The organism is Lysobacter niastensis, from assembly GCF_031457115.1.
Classification (GTDB): Bacteria; Pseudomonadota; Gammaproteobacteria; order Xanthomonadales; family Xanthomonadaceae; genus Lysobacter_J; species Lysobacter_J niastensis_A.
This window is the reverse complement of the sequence record NZ_JAVDVY010000001.1, coordinates 1468026-1482529: the sequence shown is the minus strand read 5'-3', so window position 1 is coordinate 1482529 and position 14504 is coordinate 1468026. Positions and strand designations below refer to the sequence as shown.

14 protein-coding genes and 2 tRNA genes are annotated in these 14504 nt (G+C 64.1%); 5 read left to right on the top strand and 11 right to left on the bottom strand.

All coding sequences use genetic code 11. The features are described 5' to 3' along the window. Nucleotides 1–2 precede the first annotated feature (2 nt). On the bottom strand, nt 3–965 hold the full coding sequence (locus tag J2X06_RS06790) for a cupin-like domain-containing protein (protein WP_310059972.1): 963 nt from the start codon (nt 963–965) through the stop codon (nt 3–5). A gap of 175 nt (nt 966–1140) precedes the next feature. Here J2X06_RS06790 and J2X06_RS06785 point away from each other — a divergent pair, with 175 nt between their 5' ends. Continuing rightward, a complete protein-coding gene (locus tag J2X06_RS06785) occupies nt 1141–1764 on the top strand; it encodes a J domain-containing protein (RefSeq protein WP_310059970.1) in 624 nt (207 codons plus the stop codon). A gap of 20 nt (nt 1765–1784) precedes the next feature. On the opposite strand, the gene J2X06_RS06780 is transcribed toward J2X06_RS06785, so the two are convergent. Together J2X06_RS06780 and J2X06_RS06775 are read right to left on the bottom strand one after the other, a co-directional pair. After that, a complete protein-coding gene (locus tag J2X06_RS06780) occupies nt 1785–3167 on the bottom strand; it encodes a TIGR03013 family XrtA/PEP-CTERM system glycosyltransferase (RefSeq protein WP_310059968.1) in 1383 nt (460 codons plus the stop codon). Between the two features lie 8 nt (nt 3168–3175). Continuing rightward, nucleotides 3176–4252 carry a 4'-phosphopantetheinyl transferase family protein gene (locus J2X06_RS06775; protein ID WP_310059966.1) on the bottom strand — a complete coding sequence of 359 codons (1077 nt, stop codon included), beginning with the start codon at nt 4250–4252 and terminating at the stop codon, nt 3176–3178. On the opposite strand from J2X06_RS06775, the gene J2X06_RS06770 reads away from it, so the two are divergent. The 4 genes from J2X06_RS06770 (at nt 4229) to J2X06_RS06755 (ending at nt 7845) form a co-directional block, all read left to right on the top strand. Continuing rightward, nucleotides 4229–5134, top strand: coding sequence for a TIGR04325 family methyltransferase (locus tag J2X06_RS06770; protein WP_310059963.1), 906 nt, complete (start codon nt 4229–4231; stop codon nt 5132–5134). The genes J2X06_RS06775 and J2X06_RS06770 overlap by 24 nt on opposite strands. Nucleotides 5135–5276: 142 nt before the next feature. Next, nucleotides 5277–6497: a hypothetical protein gene (locus J2X06_RS06765; protein ID WP_310059961.1), complete on the top strand. Its 1221-nt coding sequence runs from the start codon at nt 5277–5279 to the stop codon at nt 6495–6497. A 77-nt stretch (nt 6498–6574) separates the two neighbouring features. After that, nucleotides 6575–7156, top strand: coding sequence for a serine O-acetyltransferase (locus tag J2X06_RS06760; RefSeq protein WP_310059959.1), 582 nt, complete (start codon nt 6575–6577; stop codon nt 7154–7156). A gap of 44 nt (nt 7157–7200) precedes the next feature. Next, nucleotides 7201–7845 (top strand): serine O-acetyltransferase, encoded by a 645-nt coding sequence (locus tag J2X06_RS06755; RefSeq protein WP_310059956.1) that lies wholly within the window; start codon nt 7201–7203, stop codon nt 7843–7845. A gap of 113 nt (nt 7846–7958) precedes the next feature. Here J2X06_RS06755 and J2X06_RS06750 read toward each other — a convergent pair. The 8 genes from J2X06_RS06750 to J2X06_RS06715 all read right to left on the bottom strand — a co-directional run bounded on the left by J2X06_RS06750 (nt 7959) and on the right by J2X06_RS06715 (nt 14473). After that, nucleotides 7959–8035 (bottom strand) — tRNA-Arg (locus tag J2X06_RS06750). A 105-nt stretch (nt 8036–8140) separates the two neighbouring features. Beyond that, nucleotides 8141–8233, bottom strand: a tRNA-Ser gene (locus J2X06_RS06745). A 79-nt stretch (nt 8234–8312) separates the two neighbouring features. Further along, nucleotides 8313–8513, bottom strand: a complete 201-nt coding sequence (gene csrA, locus J2X06_RS06740) for a carbon storage regulator CsrA (protein WP_310059955.1) — start codon at nt 8511–8513, stop codon at nt 8313–8315. 144 nt (nt 8514–8657) lie between these two features. Beyond that, nucleotides 8658–11306, bottom strand: a complete 2649-nt coding sequence (alaS, locus tag J2X06_RS06735) for an alanine--tRNA ligase (protein WP_310059952.1) — start codon at nt 11304–11306, stop codon at nt 8658–8660. Between the two features lie 173 nt (nt 11307–11479). After that, nucleotides 11480–12007, bottom strand: a complete 528-nt coding sequence (gene recX / locus J2X06_RS06730; protein ID WP_310059949.1) for a recombination regulator RecX — start codon at nt 12005–12007, stop codon at nt 11480–11482. Nucleotides 12008–12023: 16 nt separating this feature from the next. Continuing rightward, nucleotides 12024–13061 carry a recombinase RecA gene (gene recA, locus J2X06_RS06725; protein ID WP_310059948.1) on the bottom strand — a complete coding sequence of 346 codons (1038 nt, stop codon included), beginning with the start codon at nt 13059–13061 and terminating at the stop codon, nt 12024–12026. Between the two features lie 193 nt (nt 13062–13254). Then, complete coding sequence (gene lexA / locus J2X06_RS06720) at nt 13255–13911, bottom strand: transcriptional repressor LexA (protein WP_310059945.1); 657 nt, start codon at nt 13909–13911, stop codon at nt 13255–13257. 61 nt (nt 13912–13972) lie between these two features. Further along, nucleotides 13973–14473, bottom strand: a complete 501-nt coding sequence (locus J2X06_RS06715; protein WP_310059942.1) for a CinA family protein — start codon at nt 14471–14473, stop codon at nt 13973–13975. Between the last annotated feature and the right edge of the window lie 31 nt (nt 14474–14504).

Here is a 14504-nt window from a genome sequence, read left to right as displayed (position 1 = left end):
GTTTACATCCCTACCTGCGCGAAGCGCGCGTATCCCGTCGCGCGCGGCAGACCAATCAGTTTTTTTGCCATGCCGCGTAGGCGAAGCGCGTTGGTCACCGCGGAGATCGTCAACGCATCAAGCGCCGGCCATTGCCCGACCGCCGGAGGAACGATCCCCATGTCGCGCAACACTGCATGGGTCTTGTGCAGCATCGCGTCGCGGCGCGTGGCATCCGTGTAATAGGTGAAGCTAATGGTGACCGAAGGCTCGTCGCCATTCTCGACCATGTGGGGACTGGTGGACGGCATGTATGCGCCATCGCCCGGAAGCAATTCGAATACGCGGGCGCGCCCACGGAACGCGTCGCTCCATTGCAACTGGTCGCGGTCGTGGCGCTGGTGGAAGCGGTCGCGGGCGAGCTCGCTGGCGACGGTGGTATCCCGGTGGTCCCAGACATAGACGCGCTTGCGTCCGTGGATCTGCAGGATGAAGTTGTGCTCCTTGTCGAAATGGAACGGCGTTACCGTCTTTGGCGACGAAACGAATATCCATCCGGCGCGATGGCACATGCCAGGATCGATCGGTTCGATCAGCGGTTGCACGCTGTCGAGCACGCTCCCCACCAGTTCGCGATACACAGCGTCGGTCTGCACGTTGAGCAGCGACATCCACGCCCTGGCCTCGCGCAGGGAGGTAAGCGTGTCGGTGGCCGAAAGCGGGTTCGGGTGCAGGCCCGGGGCGTCGTTGAACGGCGTCCCCGCCGTTGCGTCGTTGGCATGCGTGCGGATACGGCCCACCGCTTCCAACCGGCCGCTCAGCGCCAGCAGCGAGTCGGGTTGAAGCAGAGGATGGTCGCTCAGGCGGTGCCGGACAGGCTGTATCCGCCAGGGATCGAACTCCGCCGGATCGAACTCGATCTGAGGTTCCAATTGTCGATGCCCGACCGCCATGACAGGCACCGGCTTGAGGATCGTCGCAGCCATTCTCCACTCCCTCTTGCGCTGTGGGACGCGCCATTCAGGGCTTTGATAGGAACGTATCGACCGAGGATCAGCGGCCAATCTGGCCTTTGCATCCGGCCCATACGCAAAATTCGTACACAGCTCGTCATCGCGCTACGCTATGCGGCACCTGAGGCCTGTCATCCGCGCACAAGTGATGAAACAGGATTTCGCACAGCTCTACTCGGAACTCGGTCTGCGGCCGGGCTGCAGCCTGGTGGAGCTCAAGCGCGCGTATCGCAGGCGAGTGGCGGAACTTCATCCGGATCGAGGTGGGCCCCACCCGGATTCCCTCCCGCAAAACCTGGCGCTTCCCGAGCTGATCGCCCTATACACGGCGGCCATCCACTTTCATCGTCAGTACGGGCGCTTGCCGGGCGGCTTGCACGTACGCAATGCGATCACCCCATCGTCGGTCCGGACCAGCGGTTCGAAACGGGTACTGCCGAGCGTGCCCCCTCCGGCGCAAGAGGACGAACCCAAGCTCCCGTTCGCGCGCACCCTGATCATCGCGATCCTGTTGATCGCGTTGCTGCTGCTACTGCAGACCTCCTGGGATCGCCTGGCATCGAACGTGGGCGATGAGTTCACTCGTACCCCGATCGGCGTCGTGCCTGAAGCCGTTCCCGTGGCAGGCCAGGCGGAAACGGGCACCAGAAACGCCGTGGCCGCGGACACCCTCTCGCTCGGCGACCCCGTCCGACCGACCGCGGGGCGCGTCGCCCCCCCATCGGAACAGGATGGAATCCAATCGCCACGGGACGAGGCAAACGTTCCCTGACGCCGCCCATCCAACTTTCCTCAGCGCGCCCCCCTCCGGAACAGCACGACCTCGACCGTCTGCAACAGGATCATCAGGTCGAACATCAGGCCGTGGTTCTTCACGTAGAACAGGTCGAAGGTCAGCTTCTCGGCGGCATCCTCCACCGAAGCACCATAGGGATAGCGCAGCTGCGCCCAGCCCGTCAGACCCGGCTTCATGCAGTGTCGGACGTCGTAGTAGCGGATCTCCTGGCTCAGCATGTCGACAAACTGAGGGCGCTCCGGGCGCGGACCGACGAAGCTCATTTCGCCGCGCAGCACATTGAACAACTGAGGCAGCTCATCGAGCCGGGTCATGCGGATGAAACGCCCTACCCGCGTGCTGCGGTCGTCGTCGCGACGGGCCCAGCGGGCGACCCCATCCTGCTCGGCATCCACGCGCATGCTGCGGAACTTGACCAACTCGAACGGCCGTCCGTTGAGGCCTACCCGCGTCTGGCGATAGAAGATCGGACCGCCGGATTCGTGCCAGATGGCAAGGGCGACGAGCAGCATCACTGGCCAAGCGACCAGCAGCAAGGCGGACGCCGCGACGAGATCGAACAGGCGCTTGTTCAAGCGCCGTGGCACCGAGTGGTCGAATCCACCGGAAAACACAAGCGAGGACGGGTCGGCGACGTCCAGGCGGACCATGCCGGCCTCGCGCTCGAAGAAGGTCGACAGATCCGAGACCTCCACCCCCTGCTGCGCGCACGTGAGCATTTCCGCCATCGGCAGGCCGCCGCGTCTTTCATCGACGGCCACCACGATCTCATCGACGTGCAGCCAGCGGGCGATCTCGGCCAGCCCGAAATTGGTCGCAAGCAGCTGGTCCTCCGGCACCTGCACGGGTTGTGACGGCGCCGGAATGAATCCGACCAGGACAAAGGACTGGCGATCGGCCTGACGGCGCAGCCGGCTGGTGATCAAGCATGCATTGGCGCCGGCGCCCAACACCAGCACGCGCCGCTTGAAGGCATCGACGCCCAGCGCCGACAGCAGCAATCCCCTCAGCAGCAGCACACCGGCCATGCCCAATGCCAGTGCGAGCGCGAGCACGCCACGCCCGATGTAAACCCGCGGGACAAGGTAATAGAGCACCAGCAGTGCGATGCCGCCGAAGGCGAACGACATCAGCAGTCGCAGCACGAAGTCCAGGCGGTTGAGCCGGACGTGGACCTGGTACAGGCCGAATGCCGCCATGGAGACGGTGATGAACGTGGCGACCACCACCGCGCGCAGGGGCGCGTTGCTGATGAAGTAGTCGAATCCCGCCTGGTCATTCAAGAAACGTGCCCACGCGGCCGCCAGCACCGCGACGACGAGCAGTAGCGACTCCGCAAGCCAGAGCAGGCGGATGACTCGGCTTTTCCGGCTCGTCAAAGCAGCTTTCACACTTCGCGCTCCGCAGTCTCGACACGGGCTGCCACTACCTGGCCGCCGGTCAGATTCACCCTGTGAAAACGCAAAACGCCTCGCGGTCCGGTCCAGCCGTACTCGACTTCCGCAGCGGCTGGCCCCGCAACGGCCACCCTCCAGCGGCTGCCCGCCGCGAGCAACCGCACGGCGCAGGCCCTTGGATCTCCATCGATTCGCACGGTGCGATCCGGCGACAGAGCGAACGAATCCGGCTCGACCGCAAATCCTACGCCCGTGGCCTTCAGCGCCGCTTCCTTGCGAACCCACAATTCCAGCAAGGCCGATGCCCGATCGCCTTCGTCCAAGCCCTCGATGGCCTCCAACTCCTTGGGGTGGCATAGACGCGAGGCGATGTCCTGCATCACATCGAGGCGTGCGCTGGGCTCGATATCGACACCGACCCGTGCCCGCACCACCGCAACCGCCACAGCGATCGCGCCATCGGCGTGGCTCAGGCTGGTGGCAGCGGCATCGCCGGCCAGTCGCGGACATCCGCGATCGTCACGATGCAGCGGCACCTCCCGCGGGTGCACTCCGAGCACGGCACCCAGCATTGCCCTATGCAATGCGTATGCCAATGTCAGCGTCTCGCGGTCGGTTGCGTCCCGGCGACTGCGCACCCGTTCGGTTTCGTCCGGGTCCAACAGTTGCGAGGCTTCCGACAACCATGGGCGCCACGGCCGCGTTTTCGCCAGCGCCACCAGGATTTTCGGTCGACTCGCGGACCCGCCAGCCCGACCACGCCACGCGTCGAACCCCCGGGAAATGCCCGCATCCGCGGACGTTTCGGGCAATGGTTGAGAAGTACAGAGTCGTCGCGACACCAGGTTCCCCGGGGTTGGAGCACCCTTCAGTTTGCAGGCGCCGATGTTGTCTAGAACGCAAATTCGCCTTCCAAGACGGACATCAGCGTCGATCTGGCGTTCGAATGACGAATTGGATGCAGGAAACTGTCCCCAAGTCACGCTGGGTTTCGTATTTCTGCAATGAGACTTCACTCGGTCCGCAAGGACCAGGAACCAGAAATGACGATAGGCATCGCTCGCCACGTTCGCAGCAAACTCAAGCTGATCGCTTGTGAGGCTGCCGAACTCCCAATCGTCCGACTGGTGGCGGAACCGCTCTACCGGCGCGCGTTTCAACGGCCTTTCCAGGAGGGAAACGCTTACTACGGCGTGTTCGACAGCTACGACCAAGCCCGGGCCGAGGTGCCGACCTCCCTCTCGCCCACGTACGACGTGGCGGGTGCAGGCAACATGTACACGGACCGCATCGATCGGATCCGCGTGAGCGACTATCCGATGGTGTACTGGCTATCCCGCCTGGTGCAGGCTGGCCAGCGCCGGATCTTTGATCTTGGCGGCCACATCGGGATCAGTTACTACGGCTTCCGTCGTCACGTGCAATATCCGGAGGATCTGCGATGGCTCGTGCACGACGTGCCTGCCGTGACCGCCGCCGGACGTGAGCGCGCGAGGGAACTGGATCCCGAGCAACGGCTTTCATTCACCGATTCGCGCGAGGCCGCCGACGGGCACGACGTGCTGGTCTGCAGCGGCGCGCTGCAATACCTGGATTACACCCTGTCCGAACTGCTGGGGCGATTGACCACGCCGCCGCAACACATCCTCGTCAACTTGACGCCCATGCATCCCACCCGCAGTTACTTCACCATCCAGAACATGGGTGTCGCCGCATGCCCATACCGGGTCATGGCCGTGCCGGAGTTCGTCGGGGCTGTCGAATCGCTGGGGTACACCGTCGTCGACCGCTGGGAATCACTCGAGCGCGATCTGCGGATACCCTTCTTCGCCAGCTACTCCATCGATCGCTATTACGGCTTCTATTTCCGGTTGGACCATGCCGGAAGCAGCACCCGAATGAACGAACCCGTAGACACGTCATGTAAAAAAGTAAACCGCGCAGCATGACAGATTTCATATGCCGTTTGCCGCAAGTAACCCGACAGGGTGACTAGGCAATCGCGCCAAAGCCCAGCACCATCCCCACGAAGCAGTCCCGAATGCGGCTTTCGTCATGGCATGACGAAGCGTCCTGCGGGCCGATTTCTCAATGCGGCGATATGGTCATAACAGAGAACAGGGGCCAGCAAGCATGGCAAAGCGCATTGCCGGAATGACGCCAGCCGTCGCCATTGGGCGAGGTTATACGGGCCTTGGCACGCTTCGATCACTGGCGGAGGCCGGAATTCCCACCTATTGCGCGTGTCCGTCGGACGATGTCGCCACGCGCTCACGCTGGTTCCGCCCGACGCCTGGCGCCCGCTGGGACGGGACGATCGGACCGGACGCACGGCAAATCCTGCGGGACATGCCGCTGGACAGGGCGGTGCTGATTCCCGGCGCGGACGATGCAGCGCTGTGGCTGGCCGATATTCCAGGCACCACACTATCCGAGCGCTACAAAGTTTCCTCGAGCAGCCGCGAGACGCTCGAGATACTGCAGGACAAGGCGCGATTCGGCGAGTTCCTGGCGAAGATCGGCGTCCCGCATCCGCGTACTTTTACCATCCGCTCGTTCGACGATATCGCCGCGATCCCATTCGCCGAACTCGACCGGGTTTTCATCAAGCCAGCAGACTCGCAATCGTTCAGCCGCGTCACCGGCGAGAAAGGCGTATGGGCGAAGGATCAATCGGAGTTCATGGAGGTCTGGCACAAGCTGGACGAGAAAGGTTTCAAGCTGGTCGCGCAGGAATACGTGCCCGGCAGCTCGGCTGACCACTACCTGATCGATGGCTTCCGCGACCGCGATGGTGCGTTGCCGGGTCTGTTTGCCCGCCGCCGCGAGCGGCTCTATCCGCCGGATTTCGGGAACAGCACTTACTCGCGGAGCATTCCACTGTCCGAAGTGGGAAGCGCGCTGGAGAGCCTGGTGACGCTGCTTGAAAAGCTGCAGTACCGCGGCATCTTCAGCGCGGAGTTCAAGCGCGACGCCAGGAACGGAGAATTCCGCTTGCTGGAGATCAACACGCGGGCATGGTGGTACGTCGAATTCGCCATGCGTTGCGGCGTCAACGTCTGCAAGATGGCCTACGAGGATGCGCTCGAACTGCCGGTGATGCCGGCGTCGCGTAACTACCCGATCGGCGCGAGTTGTTGCAACCTGGTATCGGATATCAAGTCGGTGCTTGCGCAAGACCCGGCTGCTCGCAGCCCTTTCCTGAAAACCCTTGGGCAATGGACCCGCTCCTACTACCACGTCTTCCGCATGGACGACCCTGGCCCGGGATTGCTGGCGACCTGGAGGCTCCTGCGCCGACGGTTTGCCTGACCGGCCGCTCGCCCGAACGTCGTTTCACCCATCAGGGGGATTGCAGGCGCAACCCGCCCGTGGAAGAGGAACGAATCGTGAGCCGGGTCATCGAATACATCCGAAGCGATCTTCATCGCTACGAAGGCGGCAGTTCGGCATCGGCACTGCTCCGGCACCTGGCCTTGAACTGGTGCTTCCGGTACAGCTTCTGGCTAAGGCTGTGTGGCGCGGAATCCGGCCTGGTCCGGCTGATCGCCAAAGTCATGCACCGGCATCTTTCGATCAAGTACGGAATCCACATTCCGTCCAGCACGCGCATTGGCTATGGCCTCTACATCGGGCATGCGGTCGGCCTGGTGGTCAACCATACGGCGAGGATCGGCAACAACTGCAACCTGAGCCAGTTCACCACCATCGGGTCCAACCACGAACATGCGGCCGTCATCGGCGACAACGTCTACATTGGTCCCGGCGCCTGCATCGTCGAGGATGTCGTCATCGGCAGCAACGCCACGATAGGAGCCGGATCGGTCGTCATCTCCGACGTCGAGGAAGGTGCAACGGCGGCCGGAAATCCCGCCCGCGTGGTTTCCATGAACGCTCCCGGCCGCTATGTCGCCAACCGGTGGCCTGCTCTCATGCCAAAGTCCGTGAATCCTCAACATGTTCCCATCTGATCGGCAGTCGGCATGCGACGACGAGCGATTCGTGGATACGCGTAATGTTGCAACCGCAGCCACCGCTGCGGCACGAAGGCCTGGAGCAGCGTCCGGGCACGCCTGCGTTTGTCGCGCGGAAATCCGACTTGATCACACCGTACGAGTACATCAAGAGCGATCTCTATCGATACGCCGGTGACACTTCGCTGGCGACGTTGCTCAATCACCTGACCTTCAACAGGTCCTTCAAGTACACCTTCTGGCTGAGGTTGCGAAGAACGAGCTTCGTGCCGCTGCGCCTGTTCGCAGCCCTCATGCATCGGCATCTCCGGTTCAAGTACGGGGTGCGCATCCATTCCGATTGCGAGATTGGATACGGACTCTATATCGGCCACCCGATGGGGATCCTCGTCAATCACACGGCGAGAATCGGCAACAACTGCAACCTGAGCCAGTTCACGACCATAGGCTCCAACTACGAGCGAGCGGCGGAGATCGGCGACAACGTCTACATTGGCCCGAGCGTCTGCATCGTCGAACACGTGAAGATTGGCGACAACGCCACTATCGGCGCCGGCGCCGTGGTGGTCAGGGATGTGCCGGAAGATTCCACCGTCGCGGGAAATCCCGCCAAGGTGATTTCCATGAAGCAACCGGGGCGGTATGTGCTCAATCGATGGCCACCGCCGGGGGGCGCCCACGATTAGCGCCTGCGATTCGCCGCGACACCGCTTACCGGCATTTCAAATTCCAACGCGCAATTCGGCTACAAAAACACAAAGGCCAGTGAATTTCTTCACTGGCCTTTGTGTTTTTGTAGTGGCGCGCCCGGAGAGATTCGAACTCCCGACCACCAAGTTCGTAGCCTGGTGCTCTATCCAGCTGAGCTACGGGCGCTCAGTCGGAAAATTATGACGGCTCGTTGCCGATTCGTCAAACCCTTCCGAAATTTTTGTCTTCGATGTTGTCATCGAACGACCCGCCGCAAGGCGGCTGTAAAACTGGCGGAGACTGAGGGATTCGAACCCTCGATGGAGCTTTTGACCCCATACTCCCTTAGCAGGGGAGCCCCTTCGGCCTCTCGGGCAAGTCTCCGCGATCTACAACTTTCTGCGGCCGCAAAGCATAACGGCTCGGCACCCGCACGGCAAACGGTTTTGTAGGCTGCGGTTTATCAGCCTGCGTTCTTTCCCGAATCCTCGGACGGTTCTTCGCCACGCTGGATGCGCTGATAGATTTCTTCGCGATGAACTGCAACATCCTTCGGTGCAGTGATGCCGATACGCACTTGATTGCCCTTGACGCCGAGCACGGTGACCGTCACCGAGTCACCGATCATCAGGGTTTCGCCGACGCGACGCGTCAGGATCAACATGGTGATTCTCCTCTGCCGGCAAATCGTTTGCCGGCTCTGTCGCCCGGGATCGCCCCCGGACGCTTTCCAATTCTCTACGTGTGGTGAAACATCATAGCGAGCGGCCGTTTCCGGTCACAAGCGAGGACAATCACCGTTCATCGTTCAGATCAGCCTGTTACCCACCCAGGTGGGCACGTCGGAAAGGGCCTGTACCAGCGCGGGGCCGTCATCGCCTCCGCCCTGGGCCATATCCGCCCGACCGCCTCCCTTTCCATTGATTCGACCAGCAACCTCGGCGATCAGTTCACCCGCCTTGATCTTGCCAGCCGCCGCACCATTCACTCCGGCGACGAGAGCGGCCTTGCCATCACTGGCCCCGGCCAACAGGATTACGGCATCTCCCAACTGTTGCTTGAGGCGATCTACCGCTTCACGCAGCGCCTTGGCGTCGAAACCCTCCAGGCGAGTGGCCACCACCTTGATTCCCCCGACCTGCACCGCGGCGGTCGCCAGGTCGGCGGTCGCACCGCTGGCCGCCTTGGCCTTGAGGGCATCCAGTTCCCGCTCGAGCCGCTTCTGGCGGTCTAGCAGGGACTTAAGCTTATCAGTGACATCGGACACATTTCCGCCCAGCAGGCGGGCCGCGTCCTCGAGGCGGCGCTCCTCCTCGGCGACGAAATCCAGGGCGCCCTGCCCGGTCAGCGCCTCGATGCGACGCACGCCCGCGGAAACACCGCCTTCGGCGACGATCTTGAACAGGCCGATGTCGCCGGTACGTGACACGTGGGTGCCGCCGCAAAGCTCGGTCGAGGTATCACCCATACGCAGCACGCGCACGCGGTCTCCGTACTTCTCGCCGAACAGCGCCATCGCGCCGAAATCCAGCGCTTCCTGCATGCCCATGTGATGCACTTCGGCCGCGGAATTGCGGCGAATCTCGGCATTCACGCGGCGCTCGATCTCAGCCAGTTCGCTGGTGCTGAGCGGGGCGAAATGCGCGAAGTCGAAGCGCAGGCGGTCGGGAGCGACCAGCGAGCCCTTCTGGGTGACGTGGTCGCCCAGGACGCCGCGCAGGGCTGCGTGCAGCAGGTGGGTGGCCGAGTGGTTCAGCACGGTGGCGGCCCGGCGCGAGGCATCGACGGTGGCGCGGACGCGATCGCCGCGCTTGAGCGACCCTGAGGCCAGCGCGCCGACGTGGCCATGGAACTGGCCGGCGAACTTCTGGGTGTCACGCACGGCAAAGCGTGCCGCGCCCGCCTCGAACTCACCGGTATCGCCAACCTGGCCACCGCTTTCGGCGTAGAACGGCGTGCGGTCGAGGATCACCGCGACCTCTTCGCCTGCTTCGACCTTCTCCACGGCGCGACCGTCCTTGAGCAGGGCCAGCACCTCCAGCCCTTCGTCCGCCAGTTGCTCGTAGCCCAGGAACTGGGTCGGCGCCAGCTGCGCGGCCAGTTCGGCCGGCATCGTGGTGGAACTGCCGAACTTGCCGGCCGCGCGGGCGGTTTCGCGCTGCTGCTCCATGGCCGCATCGAAACCGTCCATGTCCACCGACAGGCCGCGCTCGCGGGCGATGTCGGCGGTCAGGTCCACGGGGAAGCCGTAGGTGTCGTAGAGACGGAATGCGTCTGCGCCGGGGATCACTCCCTTCGAAAGCGCACCCTGCGAACGCGCCGCGACCTCATCGAAGATGCGCATGCCGGCATCAAGCGTTTCGGCGAAGCGCTCCTCTTCGGCCAGCAGCGCGCGCTCGACGAACTCACGCTTGGCAGCGAGTTCGGGATAGGCGTCGCCCATCACCTCGACCAGCGGTGCCACCATGCGATGGAAGAACGGGCCCTTCTGGCCCAGCATCCAGCCGTGGCGCAGCGCGCGGCGGATGATCCGGCGCAGCACATAGCCGCGGCCTTCGTTGGACGGAAGCACGCCATCGACGATCAGGAACGAGCAGGCGCGGATGTGGTCGGCGATGACACGCAGCGACTTGTTGTGCAGATCGGACGTGCTGGTGAACTGCGCGGCCTTGCCGATCAGATGACGGAACAGGTCGATCTCGTAGTTGCCATGCACGCCCTGCAGCACGGCGGCCAGGCGCTCCAGTCCCATGCCGGTATCGACGCACGGCGCCGGGAGCGGCAATAGGGCGCCGTCGGGCTGGCGATCGAACTGCATGAAGACGAGGTTCCAGATCTCGATGTAGCGGTCGCCATCCTCGTCCGGCGAGCCCGGCGGGCCACCGGCGATGTGCGCGCCATGGTCGTAGAAGATCTCGGTGCAGGGACCGCAGGGGCCGGTGTCGGCCATCTGCCAGAAATTGTCGGAGGCGAACGGCGCGCCCTTGTTGTCACCGATACGGATGATGCGGTCCGCGGGCAGGCCGATCTTCTGGTTCCAGATCCCGAACGCCTCATCGTCGGTGTGATAGACCGTGACCACCAGGCGCTCGGCCGGCAGCTTCCAGACCTTGGTCAGGAGCTCCCATGCCCAGGCGATGGCCTCTTCCTTGAAATAGTCGCCAAAGGACCAGTTGCCGAGCATCTCGAAAAAGGTGTGGTGGCGCGCGGTGTAACCGACCTGGTCGAGGTCGTTGTGCTTGCCGCCGGCACGCAAGCAGCGCTGCACGTCGGCCGCGCGCACGTAGCCCGGCTTCTCGCTACCGAGGAACACGTTCTTGAACTGAACCATGCCCGAGTTGGTGAACAACAACGTCGGGTCGTTCGCCGGCACCAGGGGAGCGGACGGCACGATGGTGTGGCCTTTGCCACGGAAGAATTCGAGGAAATCGCTGCGGATTTCGGTAGTGGTCTTCATTGCTGCGCAGGTTCGAGGAGCCGGGAGCGGACGCTCAGAACCGGCCTGATACCACCCAGATGGGGGCTCGACTGGAGCAGGCAACCCAAAACCCGAAAGCCGGCTAGGTTAGCAGGAGCCGCGGCGGTCTGCGCGTCATCAAGCCCTCCCATAAAGGCAGGGTACGCCCTCGGTCAGTCGTCCGGCTCTGACCGGGTCGCGGCTCGGACGCTTTCGGAATCGAAGCCGCGGCGCAGCAGGAAATCGGCGACTTTGCGGCGGACCGCCGGGTCTTCGATGCCCTCGCCAAAGCGACGCCGGACCAGGTCGCGGGCGATCTGGGCCCAGCCGCCTTCGTGGCTGTTCATGGCCCGGGCAATGGCCTCGCGCTCCAGGCCATGCGTGGCCAGTTCCGCTCGGATCCGGATCGGCCCGTAGCCGTTACCGGCGCGACTGCGGACCAGGCTTTCGGCAAAGCGGGCGTCGTCCTGCCAGCCCTCTCCCGCCAGCCGCTCGACGGCAGCCACTACCTCGGTGGCATCCAGCCCGCGCGAGGTGAGCTTTCGGGTCAGTTCCTTGCGCGAATGCTCGCGCCGGACGAGAAACCCGAGCGCACGCTGCGTCGGGCTCTGCTCCTGGCGACTATTGCCCCGGCCGCGTTTGCGCTTGCCGGTGGTGTCTCCACCGGCCTCGTGCCCGCTGCCTGGCTCGTCATCGTGCACCCGGGCGCTCCGTCAGTCAGTCGCCCTGCTCCTCGCCTGCGGCGGAGTCGCGAGGCGCTTCGGCGGGCACGTACTTCTCGCGCAGCGCCGCCTCCAGGCGGGCGGCGACCTCGGGGTTGTCCTTCAGGTACTGGCGGGCGTTCTCCTTACCCTGGCCGATGCGCTCGTCGTAGGCGCTGTACCACGCACCGGACTTCTCGACCAGCTTGGCGTCCACGCCCATGTCGATCAGTTCGCCCTCGCGCGAGATGCCTTCGCCGTAGAGGATTTCGGTGACGACCTGCTTGAACGGAGGCGCCAGCTTGTTCTTGACCACCTTGATGCGGGTCTGATTGCCGATGATCTCGTCGCCTTTCTTGATCGAGCCGATGCGGCGGATGTCGAGGCGAACGGAGGCGTAGAACTTGAGCGCATTGCCACCGGTGGTGGTTTCCGGACTCTGGCCCGGCATCATCACGCCAATCTTCATGCGCAGCTGGTTGATGAAGATCACCAGGCAATTGGAGCGCTTGATGTTGCCGGTCAGCTTGCGCAGCGCCTGGCTCATCAGGCGCGCCTGCAGGCCGGGCAGCTGGTCGCCCATCTCGCCCTCGATTTCCGCCCTCGGAGTCAGCGCGGCGACCGAGTCGACCACGACCATGTCGACTGCGTTCGAACGCACCAGCATGTCGGCGATTTCCAGCGCCTGCTCGCCGGTATCCGGCTGGCTGACCAGCAGGTCGTCGACGTTGACGCCCAGCTTGGAGGCATAGGTGGGGTCAAGCGCGTGCTCGGCATCGACGAAGGCGCAGGTGCCGCCGGCCTTCTGGCACTCGGCGATGGCCTGCAGCGTCAGGGTCGTCTTGCCCGAGGATTCCGGACCGTAGATCTCGACCACGCGCCCCTTCGGCAGGCCACCGATGCCCAGCGCGATGTCGAGCATCAGCGAACCGGTCCCGATCACCTCGGCAGGCTCGGCCACGCGATCGCCCATCCGCATCACCGAACCCTTGCCGAACTGCTTTTCGATCTGGCCCAGGGCGGCTGACAGGGCGCGCTTCTTGTTCTCGTCCATCGTGGATTCCTTGGAGGTCGTTATGTGTTGGCGGGCAATCTAGTGGGCGCGGGTCGCATCAGTTGAGACACCAGCGCCTGGAATCAAAATTAGTCGTGCTGCCGCGGCGGCGTTAGCGGGAATATCGCGAAGCTGGGGTCGGAAAAGCGCTGCAATCGTGCTGCGGAAACCTGCAAGCCGCGGACGGAAACGTTCAACGGTTCGGCCTCACCAGCCCGCAGTACAGACCTTCGATGGCGAAATCCTGGCCGGGCTCGACCTCGATGGGCGCATAGTCGGGATTGCGCGGCAGCAGGCGGATCCGGTCCTTGCCGATCTTCAGCAGCTTCACCGTGATCTCGTCGTCGATGCGTGCGACCACGATCTGTCCCGACCGCGCGTCGCCGGTGCGATGCACGCCGATCAGGTCGCCGTCGAAGATGCCCTCGTCGCGCATCGAGTCGCCCTTGACCTTGAGCAGGTAGTCCGGCGTCGGCGAGAAGAACACACGGTCCAGCAGGACGACGGCGTCGGAACCGATGTCCGCGCCGATCGGCCGTCCTGCGGCTACCTGCCCCAGCACCGGCAGGCGCAGGGCATCGTCAGGGGCGATGGTCTCCGCCGTCGCGGCCGCGACTGGCGCCGATCCCGCCTGATCCGGAGCCACGCACACGCGGATGCCGCGGGCGCGCCCCGGCATGCGCTGGATCGCGCCGGCCTGCTCCAGGGCTTCCAGGTGGTATTGCGCCGCGCGGACGCTGCTGAAGCCCATGGCGCGGGCGATCTCGGTCTGCGAGGGCGGCACGCCCTCGGCATCGATCCGCTCGGCGATCAGGGCCAGGATGGCGCGTTGGGTGTCGGTGATCTCCATTAGTAGCAATACTACTAATTAAAATTTCCGCGCGTCAACACCCACCCAGTCCGACCTGCCCTCAGGTCATCAGCTCGGCCAACCCATGCAGGGCGGCGGCTACGCTCTGGCGGCGGACCGCGTCGCGGTCGCCGTCGAAATGGAAAGTCACGGCCGTCGGATAGCCGCCGCGGCGTTTCCAGGCGATCCACACGGTGCCTACCGGCTTGTCGTCGGTGCCGCCGGCAGGACCGGCGATGCCGGTCACCGCAACGGCCAGCGTGGCCCCGGAGTGGACCAGCGCACCGGAGACCATTTCGATCACGGTCTCCCGACTCACTGCGCCGTGCTGCTCCAACGTCTGCGGCCGTACGCCAAGCAGCGCCTGCTTGGCTTCGTAGCTGTAGGCGGCCATGCCGCCTTCGAACCATCCCGACGAACCGGGAATGTCGGTCAGCATCTTGGCGATCCAGCCACCGGTGCAGCTTTCGGCGGTGACCAGGGTCTGTCGGTTGACGCGGGCCGCTTCGCCGACCTGTTCGGCGAGACGATGGAGGAAATCGTCGGAGACGTCGGTTTTCATGCGCCCACTATAACGGCAAGCCGCTGCGGCG